Here is a 20634-nt window from a genome sequence, read left to right on the forward strand (position 1 = left end):
ATAACTTCCTCCCAGATGCAGACTTGCTGCCACACGAAATGCCGAGCGGAGCCCTCCCTGGCCCCGCGCAGCGCCTAGCCGGCTGCGGCGATGTAGTCGCCGCCCCGACAATTCTTGAGATAGTTGAGACCGCGGACCTGCCCGGTCATTTCGAGGTCGCCGCGATAGACCGGGTCGTGCCAGCCTTCGATGTCGATGGAGCCTTCATAGCCGGCCAGACGCAGTTCGGAGATCACGTCGGTCCAGTTGGTGTCGCCGAAACCCGGCGTCCGCATGAACACGAACTTCTCCTTGCCGAAGATGCCGTGCTCCTTGATCACTTCCCAGCGGATGGTCGCGTCCTTGCCATGCACATGGAAGAACTTGTGCGCCCATTTGCGGATCTGCGGCAGCGGGTCGATCAGATAGACCATCTGGTGGCAGGGCTCCCATTCGAGCCCGATATTGTCGTCCGGCGTCTCGTTGAACATCAGTTCCCAAGCATCGGGATTGTGCGCGATGTTCCAGTCGCCCGTCGCCCAGTTGCCATCCATGGCGCAGTTTTCGAACGCGATCTTGACGCCCTTGTCGGCTGCCCGCTTGGCCAGTTCGCTCCAAACCTGCTTATAGGCGGGCAGGCTGTCGGTCAGCGGCTTGTTGCGCACGCGGCCGGTAAAGCCGGCGACGCAGGTGGCGCCGAAATGATGGGCGTTGTCGATGCAATCCTTCCAGCCCTGCAGGGTCTGGCGGTCCATCTCCTGGTCCTCGAGCGGATTGCCGAACATGCCGATGGTGGAAATGGTGATGTCGCGATTGCCGATGGCCTCGAGCGACCGCTTGCCCAGCTCGGCCAAATCCTGGCCATTGGTGGTCTGCCAGAAGAACGGCTCAAAACTCTCAAAGCCCAGATCGGCAATGGCGGCAATGTTCTCGGCCGCCTTGCCGGCTGTTGCCTGGATCATGGTGCCGATGCGGATGGACTTGGCTGGGTTGGTCACGTCGAAAATCCCTAGACTGAAATGGTCACGCGCTGGCGGGTCTTGGCGCTTTCAATCGCGGCAAACACCATGGCCAGGCTCTTGATATTGTCGTTGCTGGCCGTCTCGGGCGACCGCCCCGCCTCGATCGCGTCGAGGAATTCCGCCAGCACGCTGGCATGGCCATGCGTCTGGTCGATATCGGCAGGCTCAGGCACGTCGACGGTCTTAAGTTCACGGAAGAACCCTTCGTCGCCAGCGACCACCTTGGCCTCGAACGCGTCATAGCCGTCCCAGAGCAGCGTGCCCTTGGTGCCGACGATGCGCCAGGCGCTTTCCCAGCTCGTATTGGCCCCCTCAGCGGCCCACGAACCGCGATAGTTGAACACCACACCGTCTTCGAATTCGAAGATGGCATTAGCCGCCGCGCCATGCCCATACCAGGAGCCACGCGGATTGGTTTCGAGGCAATAGACCGCCTTGGGCGCCACGCCGGCCATGAACCGCGCAGCGTCCAGCGTATGGATCGCCATATCCAGCAAGAGCACGTTTTCCATCTCTTCGCGGAAACCGCCGAAATGCGCGCCGATGAAGAAGTCGCAATGCAGGGCCGTGACCTCGCCAAGCACCCCGCTCTCGATCATCCGCCGAATGCGCCGCACGCCCGAGATAAATCGACGATTCTGCACCACGGCATGCACCCGCCCTGCCGCCGCCGCCTGTGCAACCAGGTCGCGACCAGCCTCGAGGCTCGCCGCCATCGGCTTTTCGCTCAGCACATGACATCCGTGCTTCAACGCGGTGGCCACAACGCCAGCCCGAGCCGACGGCACCACGACATCAAACAGCAGGTCTGGCTTGGTGGCGGCGAGCACGGCATCAAGGTCCGAGCCGATGACGGCGTCGGCCAGGCCAAATTCGGTGGCGCGCGCTTCGGCAGTCGGCTGGTGCAGATCGACCAGACCGACAATCTCCACCCTGCCCTTGAGCAATGGATGCTCGGCAACCGCCGACAACCAGCCCTTGGACATAGCTCCGCAACCCGCAAGTACGGCCTTGAATACCAATGAAATTCCTCCCCGAAACCTGACTTACACGATCCCATCTGCGTGGGAAACCGTTTTCTCAGGCTCCGTAAACGTTTACGAGCATAAGTGTGATAATAACGGTCTGTCAATGGGCTTTTGTGAGTCGGATTGGTCTGTGGACAAAGCCTGGCCGCGGCCCTTGCATTGGCGCGACAGCACCGTCATTGAATGATCAAGACAGGCCCGAATGGGCCCGGGGGAAATCGGGATGGTTAGGACATGAAGGGCATACGGCGCCTGGCGCAGCAGCTCGACATCTCGATCGGCACCGTCTCCCGCGCTCTCAATGGCAAGCCCGATGTCAACGAGCAAACACGCCAGCGTGTGCTCGAAGCGGCCGCCAGCATGGGCTATGTGCCCAATCAGGCTGGACGCGCCCTTCGCAAGGGCTCCACGGGCGTGGTCGGCTTCATGATGCAGACCGGTAGCCAGATCACCGGCGAGGGCGACGTGTTTTTCATGCGCGTCTTCGACGGTGTGCAGGCCGTGTTTGCGCGCCACCACCTCGATCTGGTGGCTTTGCTGTGTTCGTCCGAGGAGGATCCGGACGACTACCTGCAGCGCGTCGTTGCCCGCGGCTTCGCCGACGCGCTCATCATCTCGGCCACCAAGCGTGACGATCACCGAATCGACTTTCTTGCCGAGCGGAAAATCCCTTTTATCGCCCTGGGCCGCAGCCTCACCGATGCCGGGCAACCATGGCTCGATCTCGACTTTGAGGGCATAGCCAAAGTTGGTGTCGACCGGCTCGTCGCCAAGGGCCACCGACGCATCGGTATCTTCGCACCGACGGACGATACCAATCTGGGATTCGTCTTCATTGACAGCTATCGCCAGGCTCTTGAGAGCCATGGCGTAGCCTTTGATTCCGGCATGATCTTTCGCGAATATCCCAATGAGCGCGGTGGCTATCAAATTGCGCAGCGCATCGCCGCCATGCCCCCGCACCAGCGACCCACCGGCTTTCTGCTGATCAACGAAAAGATGTCGGTCGGCTTATACAAGGGACTGCTCGACTCCGGCCTCCTGCCCGGGCGGGACATCGCCATTATCGGTCGCGACAGCCCGCACGCAAACTACCTGACGCCCAAGCTGACCTGCTTCCGCCTGTCGCTGCGCGACCTCGGCATCAGTCTGGCTGAATCCCTGCTCGCCACCATGCCGGCCTATGCCGATCAATATCCGCTCGGCGTCGTCCGCAAGATCGTGCCCCTCGAACTCGTCGAAGGCGACAGCGACGACTTCGCGCCTACATGATCGGTCTTACCTCGATCTCGCCTTCCCATTCCGGCCAATGCTCGACATGCAACCGCGCGAACCGCTCGGTCCACTCCAAGGCCGCCGCCATGTCCGGCAGCTCATAGATCGCGTAGCCGCCAATCAGTTCCTTGGTTTCGGCAAACGGCCCATCGATGACGGTGATCGCCGTTCGACGGATCGAGACGAACGCGCTCTGCTCCTTGCCCATCAGCCCGCCCTGCGTCACCAGCACGCCGGCCGCCGCCGCGTCTTGCCCCAGTTGACCAATCGCCATCATCAGCGCCACCGGCGGTGGTCCGATCTCGCGCGTCGTCTTCACCAGCGTCATGAACTTCATCGTCAAATCTCCAACTGTTCTGGCGCACCACTGCCCCGCTGCCCTGGCGACGAGCGGCTGAGCAGCGGTTCGACAAACAATTTTCGCCCACGCGCTTCGAACCCCGCCACCAGCGCATCGAACACTGCGCGCACCCGCGGCACCTGCGCCAGGTTTTCATGCGTCACGATCCACGTGTCGAGCACATGCAGCACGAAATCGGGCAGCACGCGCACCAGCTTCGGGTCACTCTCGCCGACCGGCACCTGCGCCACCGCTATCCCCAATCCGGCCCGCGCCGCCGCCAGTTGTGCAGGGTGGCTGTCGGTCCGGATCGCGATGCGGCTGAGCCCTGGCCCGAACCGCTCTGCAAGCGCCAGGTCGGCACGGTTGCGGTCGGGCCCGATCATGTCGTGGTTGACCAGATCGTCGAGACCACTAGGCAGGCCCCGCCGATCGACATAATCCAGTGACGCGAACAGCGCGATCTCGACCGGCGGCACCTTGCGGGCCACCAGCGCCGCCTGCCTGGGTGTCATGGTCCGCACGGCAATGTCGACCTCTTGCCCCAACAGGTCAGCCGCAGCGTTGCTGAGCGACAATTCCACCCGAATGGCGGGGTGCTGAATCCGCAGATTCCGCAGCATAGCCGGCACCACTTCGGTCCCCATGATATCGGCCATGCTGATCCGCACGGTTCCAGCAATTTCGCCCGATGGCGCCGAGGCCTGCCGCACGAACAGGTCCGATGCCATCGCCATGGTCCGCGCCGGCTCCCGCAAAGCCTCTGCCGTCTCGGTTGGCACCAACCCATTGACGGAGCGCGTGAACAGCACCGTCCCCACGCCCTGCTCCAATGCCTCAATGCGGCTTCGCACCGTGGGATGCGACAGCCCCAGACGACGCGCGGCCCCAGAGAGGCTCCCCTCTTCCAGCACCGCCAGAAATATCCGCTGATCGTCCCACGCCACACCGCTGCTCATAAAAAACATACTATCGACTGTACAATTTCTTGCAATTCCTTTTCAGGTCCACAGGCGGCATTTTCGGGTCATCGCAATCGCAAGCAACGGAGTGACCCAAATGGAACGCAACAAGACAGCCCTCGTCCTCGGCGCAACTGGCGGCAGCGGCGGCGCCATCGCGTCAGCCCTCATCCGCCACGGCTGGCAGGTGCGCGGCATGGCCCGCGACGCCCAGGCCGCCCGCAAGGACAATGCCCGCATCGAGTGGGTTTCGGGTGACGCCATGCAACGCGACGACGTCATCGCCGCAGCGGCAGGCGTCAGCCTCATCGTCCATGGCGTCAATCCACCGAACTACGCCAATTGGGAAAAGCTGGTGCTGCCGATGATCGACAACACCATCGCCGCTGCCCGCGCCGCCGGAGGCGCCCGCATCCTGCTTCCCGGCACCATCTACAATTTCGATCCGGCCCGCACGCCACTGCTGTCGGCCACGAGCCCGCAGCACCCACGCAGCCGCAAGGGCGCCATCCGCGTCCAGCTCGAAAGGCGCCTCGAACAGGCCGCACCCGAAGTCCCGTCGCTGATCCTGCGCGCCGGCGATTTCTTCGGCCCCGGCAGCCGCTCCAGCTGGTTTGCCATGGCCATGTTGACACCCAGCAAGCCCGTGACCCGGATCGTCAGCATGACAAAGACCGGTGGACACAGCTGGGCCTACCTGCCCGACCTCGCCGAAACCGCTGCCCGGCTGCTCGACGTCGAAGAGCGTCTCCTGCCCTTCGAGCGCGTCCAATTCGAAGGCCTCTACGATGCCTCCGGCAACGACCTCATCGACGCGGTCAAACGCGCCATTGGCTCGGATGTCGCGACCTCGTCCTTCCCCTGGTGGGCCATGCATCTGGCAGCCCCCTTCGGCGGCTTCCCGCGCGAGGCTTCGGAAATCGCCCAATACTGGAAGCACCCCGTCCGCCTCGACAATAGCCGCCTCACCGAGCTGATCGGCCCCGAACCGCGCACCCCGCTCGACGCCGCCATGCGCGCCACCCTTATCGACATGAATTGCCTGCCGCAGGCCCTCGATACCGCAACGTCGCTCGCCTGAACCCAAACCAAGGAGTTTCGACATGACCGCTCACGCCGCTGCCAACCCACACAACAAGACGCCCCGCTACTTCGCCGTGTCCGCCTTCGCCATCCCCGTGTTGATCCTCACCGGCTTCGCAATGGTCAGCACCCTGCCTGTCGTGCTCCTGGTGGTCGGTGTCCTACGCGACACGAGGGTTCGCCCCCTGCGCTGGTGGGTCGCGCTAACCTCGGGGCTGTTTGCCATCGCCTTGATCAACTGGGCGCTGAAGGGCGATTTCGGCATCAGCCTCACCTCGACGCTTCACCCGATCTTGGCCGGCGCTATCGTGCTCTCGGCTCTGGTGATCGTCGCCAAGCTGATCTGGAAGTGGCGGAACTAGGCAGAACGGCCGGATCGCTTACGTCGCGTCGGCGCAGACTCTGTCCCCGCAAGGTTGTCGGATTTCTTCAATCCTGTGACGCCGGTCTTCCATAGATTGGTCGACATCAACCACGGCCTTGAGCCAACACGGAGAATGAAGATGTCGATCCAGAGCACCAAATCCGCCGCCGTCGCCGTTGCTTTCGCCCTGCTTGTTAGCACCACCTTCGCCGCCGAGACCGTGGTCGACCTGCCCGAGGGCATCAAGGCAACCCTGTCTACGCCCGATACCGGCGCGACCGGCCAGGCCGTGGTCATGCTGCATGGTTTCGGCAGCTCCCGCGACGAAGTCGGCGGCCTCTTTGCCATGCAGGCCGCCGCCCTCGCCGCCCAGGGCATTGCCTCGCTCCGCATCGACTTCCGCGGTTATGGCGAAAGCACTGGCGACATGGCTGACACCACGCTCGAGGGCATGACTGCCGATGCCGAGGCCGCCCGCTCCTATCTCGCCGGTATCGACGGCGTGGACGCCGACCGCATCGGCGTCATCGGCTACAGCTTCGGCGCCGCCATCGCCATGCTCGAACCGGACGCTTTCAAGTCGGTCGTCGTCTGGGGCCAGATGGGTGATCTGCAGGCCGAGTTCCACGAATTCCTCGGCCAGGAGTTCTACGACACAGCCAAAACCGAGGGCATTGCCAGCGTCGACCTGGGCTGGCGTGTGATCTCGCTCAAGCAGGCCTTCTTCGACAGCGTCGCTACCCACGATCTCGCCGACCGCTTCGCCGGCTATACCGGACCGTTCCTGACCATTGCCGGTGAGGACGACCCTGCTGCCGCCTATTTCGACCAGTATGTCGGCCTCGCCGCCGGCAAGACCGAGGCCGTGGTGATCCCTGGCGCCGACCACATGCTGGGCGTCTTCAGCGAACAGCCCGAGATCGGCCAGCAGGTCATCGACAAGACCACCGCCTGGCTGCAGGAAACGCTCTAAGCCTCTGCCAAATCTCAATTCAGGGCCGGGTTCTCCCGGCCCTTTTCGTCGTCCGCCGATTGCGCAATCCGGCAAACCCCGTCAGATTGGCCGCGCACAATGCGGGCCGGTGACATGCGCGATGTCGTAAAACTGGATGGCTGGTCATCTCCCGTCGTGGAGTCGGTGACCCGCACCACATTCTCCGGCGATGGGTCGATCCTGCTGCAACCCGATGGCTGTTGGGACTTCGTCATCATGAAGACCCAGGATGTGGCGATGGTGCTGCGCACCGGCCTGACCACAAGGTCTTTCGAACACCACTATCGCGACGGTGACGAAGTCCTGTCCATCGCCTTCAAGCCCAGCGTCTACATGCCGCTCATGCCCGGCGAACGCATGCTGGACGAAGGCGTTCTGCTCGAGACCATCGGTCGCGACCGCTTCTGGCTGGGCACCGAAGTCATGGAAATCCCAACGCTCGAAACGGCCGACAGCTTCGTCGCCCATCTCCTCGCCAACAGTGCAGTCGAGGACAATACCCTGGTCGCCTCGGTCGTCTCGGGCCACCCCATGGCCATGTCCGAGCGCACCATGCAGCGCCATTTCCTTAAGACCACTGGCCTCACCTACAAGGCTTTCACCCAGATCGAACGCGCCCAGCAGGCAATCTCGCTGCTGCAGCGGGGCCGCCCAGCCGCCGATGTCGCCTTCGCCCTGGGCTATTCCGACCAGCCCCACATGATCCGCTCCCTCAAAGCAATCATGAGCCAAACGCCCAGGCAAATTGCTGGCGGATAAACTGTCGGAAATCTTCAATCTCCTCGGCGCGGCCTTCCCTAGAAAGGATGCATCAACGCCAACGAGGAGACAGCAAATGACCAACGTGACCCCCTTCACCATCGCCATCCCGGAAGCCAAGCTGGCTGACCTGAACCAGCGCCTCGCCAACACCATTCTCGCCAGCGAAATCCCCAATTCCGGCTGGAGCTACGGCCCCTCCGCTGCCTTCGTCACCCGCGCCATCGATCGCCTGCGCAATGGCTTCGACTGGCGCGCCCACGAAGCCGCGATCAACCAGCATCCCCAGTTCACCACCGAGATCGACGGCCAGACCATCCACTTCCTGCACGTCAAATCCGGCACGCCCAAAGCCACCCCGCTGCTGCTGCTGCACGGCTGGCCGGGCTCCTTCGTCGAGTTCCTCGACGTCATCGCTCCGCTGACCGCAGCCGGTTTCGACCTGGTCATCCCATCTCTCCCCGGCTTCGGCTTCTCGGGCCCAACCAAAGAATCGGGCTGGAACGACAGCCGCATCGCCAATGCCCTGCTCGAACTGATGACCCGCATCGGCTACCAGCGCTTCGGCGTGCAGGGTGGCGACGCCGGTGCCGTGATCGCCCCGGCAATCGCCCGTGCCGCGCCGGACCGCGTCATCGGCGTGCACGTCAACGCCGCCACCATGGGCTTCATCCCCATGGGCCCGATCGAGCCGTCCGAATTCCCCACCTTCACCGATGCCGAACGCACCCGCCTGCAACGCCTGCAGCAGTTCATGGCCGAGCGCTTCGGCTTCAACGTCCTGCAGTCGAGCCGCCCGCAGACCGTCGCCTACGGCATCTCCGACTCGCCTTCAGGCCTCATCGCCTGGCTGGGCGACATGTTCGCCGGCTTCGGCGACAGCCCCGATGCCATCGATGTGGACAAGTTCCTGACCAATGTCCTCGTCTACTGGTTCAGCGGCACCGCCGCCTCGTCGATCCGGCTCTACTACGAAAACGCCCACGACCCGGAAGCCTGGTCGCCCAAGCCGAATTCCGGCGTCCCCACCGGCGTCGCCGTCTTCGGTCGCGACGAAGTCGCCATCCGCCGCTTCGCCGAAGGTGGCAACACGATCGCCCGCTGGACCGAACTCGACACCGGCGGCCACTTCGCCGCACTGGAGGTGCCAGAGGTCTGGGCCAAGGAAGTTGTGAGCTTCTTCTCCGGCCTCAAGCGCTAAAACGCCAACGGCGGCCTTCGGGCCGCCGTTTCGTTACCCGCCAAACATGTAACTCCCACCCTGCCCGACACCGCGGCTAGGGTTTTCGCAGTTGGTCGATGACCAATCCCAACCTGCAAAGGAGATGACCATGTTTTCGACCCTGTTTCATAAGTACAAGTCCTGGCGCGGCCAGCGTCGCGCCATCCACATCCTGCGCGAATTCGACGACCACCGGCTGGACGATGTCGGCGCGCGGCGCGACAACATTGAGCTCTTCGTCGCCCGCAACGGCAACCTCTACTGAAGGAGCCCGCCATGAAGAAATCAGCAGAAATCCTCGGCGAATTCGGCGGCCTCGGCAACGTCCACGGCGTCAGCTTCGATGGCCGCAATGTCTGGGCCGCCACCGGCGACAAGCTACGCTCGCTCGATCCGGAAACCGGCGAGGAACGTCGCTCGTTCGACGTCCCCGCCCATGCCGGCACCGCCTTCGACGGCAAGCATCTGTTCCAGATCGCCGATGCCGTCATCCAGAAGGTAGATCCCGAGACCGGCGCCGTCGTCGCCACCATCCCGGCCCCGGGCGCCGGCCGGGATTCCGGCCTTGCCTGGTCCGATGGCTCCCTCTGGGTCGGCCAGTATCGCGACCGGCAGATCATAGAGATCGACCCCGAGACCGGCGCCATCAAGCGGACCATCCAAGCCAACCGCTTCGTCACCGGCGTCACCTGGGTCGATGGCGAACTCTGGCACGGCTATTCCGACGGTGACAGCAGCGGCATCGCCCGCATCGAGCCGGACAATGGCAATGTGCTGGAATCCCTGGAGATGCCCGCTGGCATGATGGTATCCGGCCTCGAATCCGACGGTGCCAACCGGTTCTTCGCCGGCGGTGGCGAAAGCGGCGCCGTCCGCATCATCCGCCGCAACTGAGACCCTGCTGCCGCGATCACCCCGATTGCGGCAGCAGCAATGTCGTGGGGAAACCCGGCAGCGTCACCAGCGTCCACCGTCGAGCCCGCCCCTGCCCCACCGGCTGCGCCTTGCCGCTTGCCTCGAGCTCGGCCAGCGCCCGCTGCACCGACCGCGCACTGGTCCCGAGCGCCAGCGCCAGGGCAGAACTCGACCATAGTTCCCCGTCTCCCAGCATCGCCATGATCGCCGCATTGTAGCCATCCAGCGGCGAAGCCAGCAGCACCACCTTGCCCGTTCGCGACGCCAAGATGAAGCCGCCTGACGTCGCCGACACCTCTGCGAAGGACCCGATCGCCTGCCGAAGCCGTGCCATCTCCACCCGCAACCGCGCCCGGTGCGACTCGTCCGCTTCCTTGGCGCCGAAAGCCTGCCGCAACAAACCTTCCCGCGACACGTCCCCTGGCCACGCTTCGGCCAGCGCCCGCAGCAGCGCGAACAGTACCGGCCGTCCCGACAGGCTCACCACGGCATCGCGCAGCCGCAAACCGTTCCGCGTCGCATCCACCACGAGCGTCCCTGACTCCAGCAGCGCCTCGACCCCGTCCAGCGTCACCTCTCGACGATTGCCCTCCCGGATCAGCACGCCTACGGGCATGTCCAGCGCCGCCTTTGCAGCCTGCACTTCGCCGATCAGCGCCGGTATCCCCGACAGCGTCGCCGCCGCCTGCGCCTGATCGAGGGCCAACCGAGCCGCGTTCGCCCGCGTCTGCCGCGCCGCAATGCCTGCCGACACAAGGTGAAATCCTGCCAGCAAGGCCGGGGACAGCCGCTCCGGCTCAAGCTGCGCCAGTGCCGACGCAGCGTCGGTTAGCTGTCCCAACAGCAGGCAACGCCGCGCCTCAATGCTGATGGCATGCGCCCCATTATGCCGATCGCCATGCACCAGAAGCTCCGCCCGCGCCTCGCTTAGCCGAGCGACCGGCCAGCCCAGATCGCGCGACACCAGCGCAATCTCCGCCTCGGCCACCACGCACCGCGCCCGCGCCACCACTTCCGCCTTGCCGAACCCACGCCCAGCCGCCTTCAGCAGCGCCCTGGCCCGTTCGAAGTCGCCCAATTGCGCCATGGCAATGCCACGCAGCGCCAAGGCCGGCGGATCGTCGCGCAGGGCGACGCGCTTGAGCGCCCCGACCACATCTCCGGCCGCCAGCGACAGGGCCGCCGCATTGATCAGGGAATCCATCGCTGTATCCCCCTGCAGCATTTCGCCAAGAGAATGGTGGGCCCACAAGCCAGCCACCTTGGCCGTGATCGGGACGGACCCGTTCCCTCTGGCCGGTTTACACCTTCCTTGCGTGATTTCAAGATCGCGCAGGAATTGGCGGCGGAACCAAGTTCCCCACTAAACCTGCTCTTCGAGGCGAAGGGCGTGGCCGTGATAAAAGCCCCTTCGTTTGATCCGCGATGACGCGGCCCGACCAATCCGCCAGTCAGATCGAGACTGCTTTTCGCGTCGCCGCTTCGGAAATTGGCGGGAGCAAGCCAAGGAAAAAGCGGCAACCGCCCTTCTCAATCCGTCTGAGCCAGGCCGAACGCGCCCGCTTAGCTTTGGATGCTGCGGGCGCTCCGCTTGGAGCTTACGTCAAGGAAAAGCTCTTTGATGGGATCGCAATGGGGCGTGTGCGCCGGAAGGTCCTATCCATACAGGACAGGGAGGCGCACGCGCGGGCACTGGCGCTGCTGGGACGCTCCAACCTTTTCAATAATCTCAATCAGCTCGCCAAGGCCGTCCACATTGGCACGCTGCCCGTCACACCCGAAACCGAGGCAGAGCTTCTCGCCATCCTGAACGATGTGCGCGAAATCCGCCGCCTGTTCCTGATCGCGCTCGGCCACCAGTCGGAGGCCGCCCGATGATCCTCAAAGCGTCCCAACGCGGCAGCGGCCAGAACCTTGCCGTGCATCTGATGCGGCTCGACGACAACGAGCACATGAGCCTGCACGATCTGCGCGGCTTTGCCTCCGACAACCTGAAGGACGCCTTCAGGGAAGCCGAAGCCATATCCAAGGGTACCAAGTGCAGCCAGTACCTGTTTTCGCTGTCCTTGAGCCCGCCTGCCGATGCGCGGGTGCCGGTGTCCGCTTTTATGGATGCCATTGCCACGATCGAGCAGCGGCTGGGCCTCGAAGACCAGCCCCGCGCTGTCGTGTTTCACGAAAAGGACGGAAGACGTCACGCCCACGCCGTGTGGAGCCGCATCGATGCGGACACCATGAAGGCAGTGAAGATGTCCTTCTTCAAAACCAAGCTCATGGACGTATCCCGCGATCTGTATCTTGAGCACGGCTGGAAAATGCCGCGCGGGATGCTGGATTCGGCGCAGCGCAACCCCACCAATTTCACGTTGGCCGAATGGCAGCAGGCCAAACGCCAGAATGTCGATCCGCGCCTGCTCAAGCAGATGGTGCAGGCTTGCTGGTCGCGATCTGACAATCAGCAATCGCTGGTGCGCAGTCTGGAAGAGCGCGGGTTCTTTCTCGCCAAGGGCGACAAGCGCGGCTTCGTGGTTCTGGACCATACGGGGGAAATCTACGCCCTGCCGCGCATGCTTGACCTCAAAACCAAGGATGTACGCGACCGTCTTGGTGACGGGGCAAACCTGCCCAGCGTCGAAGCGACCAGAAAGTCCGTCGCCGCGCGCATGACCCCTGCCATTCGTCGCCACATCGACGAATCCAAACAGCAGTTCCAAGCGCGCTCCGGCAAGCTGGGTGCGTACAAGGCCGAGATGACACAGCTTCACCGCGCCTCTCGCGTGAAGTTGGAGCAGAGTCAAAAACTCGAATGGGATGAAGAAAACAGGCAGCGGCAATCGCGCCTGCCCAGGGGCCTGCGCGGTATCTGGCACCGGATTACGGGCAAGTATCAGGAAGTGCGAAGGGCCAATGAAGCGGAGGCAAAAGCCACGCTGGATCGCCAGGCGCTGGCACGGCAGCAACTGATCGAGAAGCAGCTCGAACAGCGCGCCGTTCTGCAAACCCAATTCAAAGACCTTCGGCGTCAGCAGGCAGAGCAGCTTTTGGAGCTGCGGCGCGATGTTGGCCGCTACCTCAAATTCACCCGCAGCGACCAACCGGCGCAAGCGCGTGAAGTGTCGCTCGGGCTGCGGCTCGAACGATAGGACCTCAACCACAGGAGCGAATGATGTCCGGAAAGAATGATGAATCGACGGGTATCGCCATCGGTCTCGGCCTTATCTTTGCAGGTTTTGTGTTTATGGCGGCGGCGGTTTTTATCCTGCTGGCGCTGTTTACAGCGGTGCTCAGCGTGATGGCGTTGCTGGCGTTGTGGAAGCCGCTGCGCATCGGCAAAATCACGATAGAGCCGCATGAAGCGCGCTCCTTCCTGCTGCGCGGTATCATTGGGACGTTCCTGCTTCCCTTTGCCGCCCTCGCCCTGGCCCCGCTTTTCGACTTCGGAGTTCGCGACGAGTGGTTCGTTTATCTGTTCATTGGCGGCTACATGATCGGCTCTGTCGGCATCGAGTTCATCATCGAAAAGGTCCGGGAAGCCAATGAAGCGGCGGAGGCCGAACAGGCGTCCCAACTGACCGTGATACCTCCTAAACCGGTTTCCCCTCCCGAGCAGCAGCCGTTCGAATTCGCCCGCTGGGATGATGAAGAGGAACGGTGATGTTCAGCCGCATCACGGAAATCTACCAGTTCTTCTGGATGTTCGAGTCCCACGCCCAGCAGCGCAAAGCGTGGGACGATGCGGCGCAAGCGCGTGTGGCCAGAGTAAGGGCGGAGGCGCAAGCCGCCGCCCAGCTCCACGCCATGCTGAGCGCCAACCCCAGCGGCTCGCTGGGGCATGCCAAGCTCAATGATGAAGACAGTCTCGATGAATCGGGGCTGCTGTGAACGCGCTCACGCATCCTGCGCGCAGAATCCGGCGCGGTATCGAGCTGGGATTTTTGAACGGTCGTCCGCTGGTTTATGACGACACGGAACCTGTCGCCATCGATGCGCAGGCAGGCAAAGGAAAACTGGCGCGGTTTCTGGGCGTAAATCTGGTATCGCCCAGAACCGCGCACCTGACCAAGATCATCACCGACCCCAAAGATGCCGAACTGGCCTGGGTGTCGTGGAAGACGCTGGAGCGTCAGGGCTACAAGGCACGCTTTATCAATGCCGGACAGCTCTACGGCTACCCATCGGAAAGCTACAACTTCAATACGCGGCTGGTGGAAGTCGCTGCGCAGCCGCAGCTTCGCGGTATTGTCGGTGAAGCGGCCTATGACGCGGCAAGCTATCTGGTGCCCATCGATGCGGACGCGCGCAATCGGTGGATCGGTCAAGGCGTGCGGACAATGCTGGCGTCCTACAACAAACGCGCGGCCCTTTATCCGTCACCCCGCTTTCCGTGCACGCCTGGGGGATTGTGGGATTTCTTCGGACGCGGGCGTGAAGACATCCGCGATGACCTGCTGGTCTGGGCCAGCGATAACCGGATGGAAGATGACGCCGGAATGCTGCGCCAGATTGCCAGCCTGACTGAATCCAAGGATCAGTGGAACGCCTATTCCTCGGTCATCATCGAACGGCTGCAAGGATTTCAGCGCGGTTCTGCCGCGCGCGCTATTACCGAACGGAATTCCTTCGACCCCGCCGAGATGAAGCATGAGCGCACAGCCCTGTTCATCATCGGCTCGGCCCGCAGCGAAACCAGCCGCACCTTAGTTGGTGCGATGACGGCGGCGGTCATCGAGCGCTTTGCCGATGCGCATGGCCCGCTGCGGGCGTTGGTCGTCGGCGAAGAGTGGGGCCAGCTTTATGTCAGCAATTTCTATGAAATCCTGACCCTGTATCGTCAGGGCGGGATTAACTTTCTGGGCGTGTTTCAAAACGCCTCGGCGCAGATTGAAACGCGCTACGGCAAGGAAACGGCGCGGCTATGGAAGAAGGCCGTGGCGCATACTCTCTATCGCGGCCTGCCTGACAACGACGCCTTGCGCGAGATCGAACATCGATCCGGCAAAACGTCGGTCATGGTGCGCGGCTTCAACGTCAACAACAACCAGGTCAACGGCTCGGGCGATAACCTCTCGGAACAATCGCGGCCCTTGCTACAGGTGGAAGACATTCGCGCGGCCACGGGCGGCGAAAAGGCGCTGCTGGAATCGCGCGACCATGGGTTTTTTACGGTCGATGTTCCGAACTTTTGGGAACGTCCTGAAATGGCGGCCATGCTCCGCGACGTGCGGCTAAAGCCGGACAAATATGGATGGCTAAACTTCACCTAGTTGCTGTGGATCACCAGCTAGATTCAGCGGATTTGTGTTCTATCCACAAAGTAAAGTGGTACAATTGGGCATGCAACAATTCCTCGCCGACTTAAACACAAACGCGAACCTCATTACCGCTGCTGCAACGGCGATTCTTGCAATTCTCACGGGTATTCTCTGGTTTGAGAACCGCTCCTTGAGAAAAGCGGGATCTTCACCTGAGGTGGTAGCCTATTTGTTGCCACACCCAGACGGCCATGGTGGTGTTCACTTCATCCTTGCGAACGTCGGAAGAGGCCCGGCCTTCAAGGTGGCTTTTGAGTTCTTGTACGATGAGGAAGACTTCAAAGCGCACGACGCATTACTGCTGAACGACGCAGAGCGTACGGCGATTGCAGTGTTGCCGCAGGACGAGAAAATCAAGGCGTTGATAGGGATTAGCTTTCGACTCTATGGCCAGGTTGATAAGGCCGACATCGGACCGCTCAAGCCTTTCACGGTTCGCATCACCTACCAAGACGTGTTCGGGTCTAAGCTCAAGCGTGAGAACATTATCGACATCCGCCAGTTCGCGGGTCTTCTGGGCGTTCTAGAAAAATCGAACGAACGAAAAGTCTCTCAGTCTCTTGAGGACATTGAGAAGCATTTAGCAGCGATTGCTCGCCAATCAGCCCGTTTCTCGGCGTTTGTAGACACTACCCAGATGGCTGATACCTATGTGCAAAAGGCGAAGGGCGGCGAGTAGTTAGGTGGACGCTCACCAAGGCAATGCGCCGGAAAGCCGATGCAAGCTTGAGTGAGTCGCGCTAAATGTATCGCGCATAGTCCGAGCTTACGCTGTCGTCGGTAACGTACTTCCACTCAGTTGCTTGGATGGCTAGGCCTTTTCAACGTTGCTTCGATATGGCGGTACGCCATGCGCAAGTTGTTTTCGAGATAGACAACGGTATCCATTCCCGTGTCAGTGCCCATTCTTCGGTAGTTGAATACCACAGTAAATTTTCCTGACTCGGGCACCGTTATTTCGCCTCCGATGGCGACCTCAAACTGATCTTCAATCTTTACGATCAGTCCGTGCGCATCAGCCATGGCCACAAGTTCCTTGGCCACGCCTCCGATGAAGTCAAAGACTTTGTCGTCTGCAACACACACCAGGAAATTGCGTCGCTGGTTGTCATTAGTGGCGAATATCTGACACTCGCTCAGCACCGAGTATGGAAGCTGTGGCCCCGCGTCCAGAAATGTGAAACGAAACAGCCACGGGATTTCGTTTTCCCGCACCGGCCTCTTGCGCCAGTCGATTGCAAAGTCGGTGTTGAAGTCGGGGCTCTCGACACGAGCAGTTGCAGGATTCGATATCCTCGACAAAGATCGATCTATCATCTCGAAGGCGGCGTCAGGCTGCTTCCGAAAATCCGCGTAAAGCTTGTCCTTTAAGAAAAGCGGAATTTTGCAGTCATCGATCACCACCGGCATTACGATGGTATGCCGTTCCTCCAATTCGCGGACAAGGCCTGCATTCAGCTCACGCTTGCACCATTCGGAATCCACGGAACTTTTGGAAAGGATGACCAGAATTGCGCTCGATTCAGTGAGCGTTTCCTGAATACGGGATGTCAGGGAATCTCCGAGGCTAAGTTCCCAGCGATCCATCCAGACATGATGTTTCGCGAACACTAGCCGCTCTGCAAGCTGGTCAACGAAATCACGGTCGGCGTGGCTGTAGCTGATAAAAATAGGCATTGCGTTGGCCCCCTCACATAAGCTGCCGTATCCCATGAAAGTACAGACAATGCCACTCTGCTAGTCCCAAGTGGCATTGTCCTGGCCCAGCTCAAAGAGCGATAGCTGGCGGCTCTTTCGACAATGAATTGACTATTCCTGCATTTGACGGAGTTTCGACACGGGAAGAATTCCCTCGAAAGATCAGGGATAGATTCCATTTACGTCTTTCGCAGGCTGCATAAGTACGAGAAAATGTCCCAACCAAAAAGAGGGGCATGGGGAAATGTACTTAGCGGAACTGTCCATCAAGAATTTTCGACGACTGCAGTCCATAAAGTTGGAATTCGGGACAGGCCTAAATATTATCGTCGGCCCAAACAATATTGGCAAAACAGCAGTGGTCGAAGCACTGCGCTCCTTGCTTGCCGGTGCTGATGATCCTTATCCACGCTTTTCCGTGGACGATATCCACTTGCCCAAGGGAGCCGAGGCAGCTGGCGACATTCTGTTTGAGTACGTTTTCCGAGACCTGTCTCTGGATGATGAAGCCGATTTTCTTCACGCGCTGCAACTCGACGGCGACGGAAAGACGGAGGTCTTCCTAGGGGTCAGCTATGGCGATCCAGATAGGACGGGTCGGCTACGACCCCGCAAATGGTGTGGAACTCACAAGGAAGTCGCGATCACCAGCACGATGTTGGAAAATTTACGCAGCGTCTATTTGCAGCCGTTGCGCGACGCCGAGCAAGGGCTCCGGCCAAATAGAAGCAGCCAGCTTTCCAGACTATTGCACCTCCTGTCCGACGACGACGACAAGAAGGAAATGGCGGATCAGCTTTCGAACCTTGATAAGGCGTTGAAAGCTCTCAAGCCAATTACCGATACCCAAGCAGCCATCCTGACGCGGCATCAGAAAATGCTGGGTAAGCAGCTCGCTCAGGAATTGAACCTTGAATTGAATGGCAGCGACTTCTCCAAGTTGGCCGCACGCCTCTCAATTTTGGTGGAGACCTTTGAGCTTGAGCGCAACGGCCTCGGCTACAACAACCTGATTTTCATGGCGGTAGTCTTAAGTGAGTTGGCCAAAAATGCGGACGCTGCCTACCGCAGCCTGATAGTGGAAGAGCCCGAGGCGCATCTGCATCCGCAGTTGCAGGCGGTCTTGTTGCGATATCTTTCCACTATTCAAAGCGAGGTCGGCGAAAAGCCAGTCCAAGTGTTTGTGACCAGTCACTCGCCTAATTTCGCGAGTATCGCAGACCTGAATTCCATTGTCTGTCTCGTTGAAACAGCCGACGGCGTCGAGGCCTTTCACCCTCGACGCGTCAAATTCGCCAAGGGCAAGCGGGAGAAGCTAAAAAGGTATCTGGATGTTACTCGAGCCGAGCTTTTCTTTGCTCGCCGCGTGGTATTCGTCGAGGGTGCAGCGGAGCTGCTATTGGTCAACATGCTTGCCAAAAAGGCGGGTTATGATCTGCGCGATCATGGGGTCAGCCTCATCAGCGTCGAAGGGCTGAACTTCGATTCATTCATGCCGCTGTACGGAGAAGCTGCCATCAAGGTTCCCGCATCGATCATAACCGATGCCGACCCCTATCTGGTTGGCGACGATGACAAAAAGTATCCGCACTATCCGGATGCGACCGAGGCGATAATCCTGTCGGCCAATACGCAGTCCATGAAAAAGCGTGAAGATCAGCACGTTCGCGTATTTCACGGGCGAAAGACCTTCGAATATGATCTTGCGCTTATCGAACAAAACCGACCCGCCATGCTTTTGGCGTTGAAGGATATTCATCCTGAGATCGGAGCGGAGCTGGAGGCAGTTGTTGCCAAGAAGGTTGGCGACCGTGACAAGGCAACTGCACTGTTCCAAGGGATGTTTGAGCGTCCTAGCGGTAATATCCAGAAGGGCAAATTCGCTCAGGCACTTGCTGCGCAGGTTCTGGACAACGAGGTTGAACTGCAAGTCCCACAGTACATTGTGGACGCGATCAAGCACGCGTGCGCCCTGTGACCGAGCTATCCGATCAACAAATGGACGTTGTGAAGGCTGACCTGTCGCCGATGGCAATCACGGCATGCGCAGGCAGCGGCAAAACCTTCACCGCCGTTCGGCGACTGGCGGCTATGCGGAAAAATGTAGATGACCGCCACGGGCATATCGCTCTGCTGTCATTTTCGAACGTTGCCGTAAATACGTTTCGTCGTGACTATCTTGAACTACTTCAGCAGCTAAAAATGAGCAGCCCGCACGGTGTGGAGATTGATACCGTCGACGGTTTCATTACCTCCAACATTCTTAGGCCACATGGGCATCTGGTCATGCAGTGCAACCGGACGCCTTTTCTTGTCGGCGGAAACGAGCCGTTCCTGAAAAGCTTCACTGTTTTCGATGGTGGCAGGTCCCATCCCACCAATGACATCAACATCGATATTGTCGCCGGCAAGCTTGCATTCTCCGTAGGTCGCAACAAGAAGGCCCTTGCCACAAATATCGCGACGGCGGCACTGCGCAAACTGGGTGTCACGGGTGCATACTCGCATGCGGCAGCCCGTTACTGGTCGCTACGCGTACTCAATGAGCACCCCTTTGTGCTGAAGGCCCTGGTCCGGCGCTACCCGCATGTGGTTGTTGACGAGGCACAAGACATTGGCGCCGAGCATGAGGCGATCCTCACCTTGCTGGCCGCAAGTGGCACTCGGTTGTCACTGATCGGTGACCCGCACCAAGGTATCTATGATTTTTCAGGGGCCAATGGCGCATTTCTCCGCGGTTATGCGGCCAAGGCGGGAGTTATTTCGAAGGATCTCGCGACGAACTTCCGCTCGGTACCTACGATCGTCGCGATCGCCAATCAACTATCCGGTAGGAATGATCTGGCTGATCGTAAGCTCCCTGAGACACTGAGCGGAGCTTACTTTCTTCCCTTTAAGGATGGCGAGCGCGAGAAGACCCTTGCCTCTTTTGCAAACCTGCTGGGACTGGCCGCGATACCGCATCAACAGGCTGTCGTGCTCTGCCGCTCGACCGAGTGGATGGAGACTTGGAGCGGCGGAGAGGATGGCCAGGGGCAAGGCGCGGTGAGGCTCTTCGCCCAAGCCGCAATCTGCCGCGATAAATCCGGTCTTTTTGGAAAGGCGTTCGATCATGGCTGCGCTGCAATTATAGGGCTGCTATCGCCGGATCACAGGGACCTTCTATCTCAACTGACGCGGCCGTCCCGTGACGCGGAGGTTGCCCGTCTGAAGCGGGCGATCTGGAACTTCATCCGCGATCCAGAGGCTGGCTTGCCTTCCGCAAAGCTGGTTGCCGATACGAAATGGCATCCACTGCTGTCGCAACGCGCCAAGGAGCATGTGGAAATGCTTGCCAAGAGCCACGGCCTAAAGGTCGGCGAAAATCTCGGCCAAAGGCTGGCTAAAAAGGAGCTGACCAACCGGCCATTGATCGAGGTCAAGGACTTGGCGCAAGTGGAATTGCCGCCCTTTCGGGTATCCACAGTGCACAAGGTCAAGGGAGAGAGCATAAGCGGCGTGATGTATGTTTGTAGCAAGGCTCACGCGGAAGAGCTTATAGGTGGGACCAAGAACGAAGCAGGTCGGATCGGCTACGTTGCCTTGACGCGCGCACGCAACCTTTTCGTGCTTGCCGTACCGGAAAAGAGCGTCGGCGTTCTCCAGCCAAAACTGCTTGCACTAGGGTTCAAGAAACCCTGA

General features: G+C 60.7%; 22 protein-coding genes. 16 read left to right on the top strand and 6 right to left on the bottom strand.

What is annotated here, in order from left to right; genetic code table 11:
* Positions 1 to 74 precede the first annotated feature (74 nt).
* Both IM737_RS06490 and IM737_RS06495 read right to left on the bottom strand, forming a co-directional pair.
* Positions 75 to 977 (bottom strand): sugar phosphate isomerase/epimerase family protein, encoded by a 903-nt coding sequence (locus IM737_RS06490; RefSeq protein ID WP_236899104.1) that lies wholly within the window; start codon positions 975 to 977, stop codon positions 75 to 77.
* 11 nt (positions 978 to 988) lie between these two features.
* Positions 989 to 2023, bottom strand: coding sequence for a Gfo/Idh/MocA family protein (locus tag IM737_RS06495; protein WP_236899105.1), 1035 nt, complete (start codon positions 2021 to 2023; stop codon positions 989 to 991).
* Between the two features lie 240 nt (positions 2024 to 2263).
* On the opposite strand from IM737_RS06495, the gene IM737_RS06500 reads away from it, so the two are divergent.
* On the top strand, positions 2264 to 3301 hold the full coding sequence (locus tag IM737_RS06500) for a LacI family DNA-binding transcriptional regulator (RefSeq protein WP_236899106.1): 1038 nt from the start codon (positions 2264 to 2266) through the stop codon (positions 3299 to 3301).
* Here the strand turns inward: IM737_RS06500 and IM737_RS06505 are convergent.
* Both IM737_RS06505 and IM737_RS06510 read right to left on the bottom strand, forming a co-directional pair.
* Positions 3294 to 3641 carry a YciI family protein gene (locus IM737_RS06505; protein ID WP_236899107.1) on the bottom strand — a complete coding sequence of 116 codons (348 nt, stop codon included), beginning with the start codon at positions 3639 to 3641 and terminating at the stop codon, positions 3294 to 3296. The two genes, IM737_RS06500 and IM737_RS06505, sit on opposite strands and share 8 nt — an antisense overlap.
* A 2-nt stretch (positions 3642 to 3643) precedes the next feature.
* Positions 3644 to 4612 carry a LysR family transcriptional regulator gene (locus IM737_RS06510; RefSeq protein ID WP_236899108.1) on the bottom strand — a complete coding sequence of 323 codons (969 nt, stop codon included), beginning with the start codon at positions 4610 to 4612 and terminating at the stop codon, positions 3644 to 3646.
* A 91-nt stretch (positions 4613 to 4703) separates the two neighbouring features.
* Between IM737_RS06510 and IM737_RS06515 the strand changes: the two genes are divergently transcribed.
* The 7 genes from IM737_RS06515 (at position 4704) to IM737_RS06545 (ending at position 9922) form a co-directional block, all read left to right on the top strand.
* Positions 4704 to 5687 (top strand): NAD(P)H-binding protein, encoded by a 984-nt coding sequence (locus IM737_RS06515; RefSeq protein ID WP_236899109.1) that lies wholly within the window; start codon positions 4704 to 4706, stop codon positions 5685 to 5687.
* Positions 5688 to 5709: 22 nt separating this feature from the next.
* Positions 5710 to 6051 (top strand): hypothetical protein, encoded by a 342-nt coding sequence (locus IM737_RS06520; RefSeq protein ID WP_236899110.1) that lies wholly within the window; start codon positions 5710 to 5712, stop codon positions 6049 to 6051.
* Between the two features lie 141 nt (positions 6052 to 6192).
* Entirely contained in the window at positions 6193 to 7026 is an 834-nt protein-coding gene (locus tag IM737_RS06525; RefSeq protein ID WP_236899111.1) for an alpha/beta hydrolase family protein, read from the top strand.
* 114 nt (positions 7027 to 7140) lie between these two features.
* Complete coding sequence (locus tag IM737_RS06530; protein WP_236899112.1) at positions 7141 to 7806, top strand: helix-turn-helix domain-containing protein; 666 nt, start codon at positions 7141 to 7143, stop codon at positions 7804 to 7806.
* Positions 7807 to 7882: 76 nt separating this feature from the next.
* Complete coding sequence (locus tag IM737_RS06535) at positions 7883 to 9007, top strand: epoxide hydrolase family protein (protein ID WP_236899113.1); 1125 nt, start codon at positions 7883 to 7885, stop codon at positions 9005 to 9007.
* Positions 9008 to 9137: 130 nt separating this feature from the next.
* On the top strand, positions 9138 to 9293 hold the full coding sequence (locus IM737_RS06540; protein WP_236899114.1) for a DUF1127 domain-containing protein: 156 nt from the start codon (positions 9138 to 9140) through the stop codon (positions 9291 to 9293).
* Between the two features lie 11 nt (positions 9294 to 9304).
* Entirely contained in the window at positions 9305 to 9922 is a 618-nt protein-coding gene (locus IM737_RS06545) for a Vgb family protein (protein WP_236899115.1), read from the top strand.
* 16 nt (positions 9923 to 9938) lie between these two features.
* On the opposite strand, the gene IM737_RS06550 is transcribed toward IM737_RS06545, so the two are convergent.
* Positions 9939 to 11147 carry a helix-turn-helix domain-containing protein gene (locus IM737_RS06550; protein WP_236899116.1) on the bottom strand — a complete coding sequence of 403 codons (1209 nt, stop codon included), beginning with the start codon at positions 11145 to 11147 and terminating at the stop codon, positions 9939 to 9941.
* A gap of 221 nt (positions 11148 to 11368) precedes the next feature.
* Here IM737_RS06550 and IM737_RS06555 point away from each other — a divergent pair, with 221 nt between their 5' ends.
* The 6 genes from IM737_RS06555 to IM737_RS06580 all read left to right on the top strand — a co-directional run bounded on the left by IM737_RS06555 (position 11369) and on the right by IM737_RS06580 (position 15934).
* Positions 11369 to 11821 (top strand): hypothetical protein, encoded by a 453-nt coding sequence (locus IM737_RS06555; protein WP_236899117.1) that lies wholly within the window; start codon positions 11369 to 11371, stop codon positions 11819 to 11821.
* Complete coding sequence (locus IM737_RS06560) at positions 11818 to 13086, top strand: relaxase/mobilization nuclease domain-containing protein (protein WP_236899118.1); 1269 nt, start codon at positions 11818 to 11820, stop codon at positions 13084 to 13086. Before IM737_RS06555 ends, IM737_RS06560 begins: the two co-directional genes overlap by 4 nt.
* Before the next feature lie 23 nt (positions 13087 to 13109).
* Positions 13110 to 13598, top strand: a complete 489-nt coding sequence (locus IM737_RS06565; protein WP_236899119.1) for a hypothetical protein — start codon at positions 13110 to 13112, stop codon at positions 13596 to 13598.
* Complete coding sequence (locus tag IM737_RS06570; RefSeq protein ID WP_236899120.1) at positions 13598 to 13825, top strand: hypothetical protein; 228 nt, start codon at positions 13598 to 13600, stop codon at positions 13823 to 13825. Before IM737_RS06565 ends, IM737_RS06570 begins: the two co-directional genes overlap by 1 nt.
* Entirely contained in the window at positions 13822 to 15207 is a 1386-nt protein-coding gene (locus IM737_RS06575; protein ID WP_236899121.1) for a type IV secretory system conjugative DNA transfer family protein, read from the top strand. Before IM737_RS06570 ends, IM737_RS06575 begins: the two co-directional genes overlap by 4 nt.
* A 70-nt stretch (positions 15208 to 15277) precedes the next feature.
* A complete protein-coding gene (locus IM737_RS06580) occupies positions 15278 to 15934 on the top strand; it encodes a hypothetical protein (protein ID WP_236899122.1) in 657 nt (218 codons plus the stop codon).
* Positions 15935 to 16050: 116 nt separating this feature from the next.
* On the opposite strand, the gene IM737_RS06585 is transcribed toward IM737_RS06580, so the two are convergent.
* On the bottom strand, positions 16051 to 16932 hold the full coding sequence (locus IM737_RS06585; protein ID WP_236899123.1) for a toll/interleukin-1 receptor domain-containing protein: 882 nt from the start codon (positions 16930 to 16932) through the stop codon (positions 16051 to 16053).
* A gap of 265 nt (positions 16933 to 17197) precedes the next feature.
* Between IM737_RS06585 and IM737_RS06590 the strand changes: the two genes are divergently transcribed.
* Both IM737_RS06590 and IM737_RS06595 read left to right on the top strand, forming a co-directional pair.
* Positions 17198 to 18931 (top strand): ATP-dependent nuclease, encoded by a 1734-nt coding sequence (locus IM737_RS06590; RefSeq protein WP_236899124.1) that lies wholly within the window; start codon positions 17198 to 17200, stop codon positions 18929 to 18931.
* Entirely contained in the window at positions 18928 to 20634 is a 1707-nt protein-coding gene (locus IM737_RS06595; protein WP_236899125.1) for a UvrD-helicase domain-containing protein, read from the top strand. Before IM737_RS06590 ends, IM737_RS06595 begins: the two co-directional genes overlap by 4 nt.

This window comes from Devosia sp. SL43 (assembly GCF_021729885.1).
Classification (GTDB): Bacteria; Pseudomonadota; Alphaproteobacteria; order Rhizobiales; family Devosiaceae; genus Devosia.

Excerpts from the sequence above, each read along its gene's own strand:
- IM737_RS06500 (WP_236899106.1), top strand. The coding sequence starts at position 2,264 with ATGAAGGGCATACGGCGCCTGGCGCAGCAGCTCGACATCTCGATCGGC.
- IM737_RS06505 (WP_236899107.1), bottom strand. The coding sequence starts at position 3,641 with ATGAAGTTCATGACGCTGGTGAAGACGACGCGCGAGATCGGACCACCG.
- IM737_RS06510 (WP_236899108.1), bottom strand. The coding sequence starts at position 4,612 with ATGTTTTTTATGAGCAGCGGTGTGGCGTGGGACGATCAGCGGATATTT.
- IM737_RS06515 (WP_236899109.1), top strand. The coding sequence starts at position 4,704 with ATGGAACGCAACAAGACAGCCCTCGTCCTCGGCGCAACTGGCGGCAGC.
- IM737_RS06520 (WP_236899110.1), top strand. The coding sequence starts at position 5,710 with ATGACCGCTCACGCCGCTGCCAACCCACACAACAAGACGCCCCGCTAC.
- IM737_RS06525 (WP_236899111.1), top strand. The coding sequence starts at position 6,193 with ATGTCGATCCAGAGCACCAAATCCGCCGCCGTCGCCGTTGCTTTCGCC.
- IM737_RS06530 (WP_236899112.1), top strand. The coding sequence starts at position 7,141 with ATGCGCGATGTCGTAAAACTGGATGGCTGGTCATCTCCCGTCGTGGAG.
- IM737_RS06535 (WP_236899113.1), top strand. The coding sequence starts at position 7,883 with ATGACCAACGTGACCCCCTTCACCATCGCCATCCCGGAAGCCAAGCTG.
- IM737_RS06540 (WP_236899114.1), top strand. The coding sequence starts at position 9,138 with ATGTTTTCGACCCTGTTTCATAAGTACAAGTCCTGGCGCGGCCAGCGT.
- IM737_RS06545 (WP_236899115.1), top strand. The coding sequence starts at position 9,305 with ATGAAGAAATCAGCAGAAATCCTCGGCGAATTCGGCGGCCTCGGCAAC.
- IM737_RS06550 (WP_236899116.1), bottom strand. The coding sequence starts at position 11,147 with ATGGATTCCCTGATCAATGCGGCGGCCCTGTCGCTGGCGGCCGGAGAT.
- IM737_RS06555 (WP_236899117.1), top strand. The coding sequence starts at position 11,369 with ATGACGCGGCCCGACCAATCCGCCAGTCAGATCGAGACTGCTTTTCGC.
- IM737_RS06560 (WP_236899118.1), top strand. The coding sequence starts at position 11,818 with ATGATCCTCAAAGCGTCCCAACGCGGCAGCGGCCAGAACCTTGCCGTG.
- IM737_RS06565 (WP_236899119.1), top strand. The coding sequence starts at position 13,110 with ATGTCCGGAAAGAATGATGAATCGACGGGTATCGCCATCGGTCTCGGC.
- IM737_RS06570 (WP_236899120.1), top strand. The coding sequence starts at position 13,598 with ATGTTCAGCCGCATCACGGAAATCTACCAGTTCTTCTGGATGTTCGAG.
- IM737_RS06580 (WP_236899122.1), top strand. The coding sequence starts at position 15,278 with ATGCAACAATTCCTCGCCGACTTAAACACAAACGCGAACCTCATTACC.
- IM737_RS06585 (WP_236899123.1), bottom strand. The coding sequence starts at position 16,932 with ATGCCTATTTTTATCAGCTACAGCCACGCCGACCGTGATTTCGTTGAC.
- IM737_RS06590 (WP_236899124.1), top strand. The coding sequence starts at position 17,198 with ATGTACTTAGCGGAACTGTCCATCAAGAATTTTCGACGACTGCAGTCC.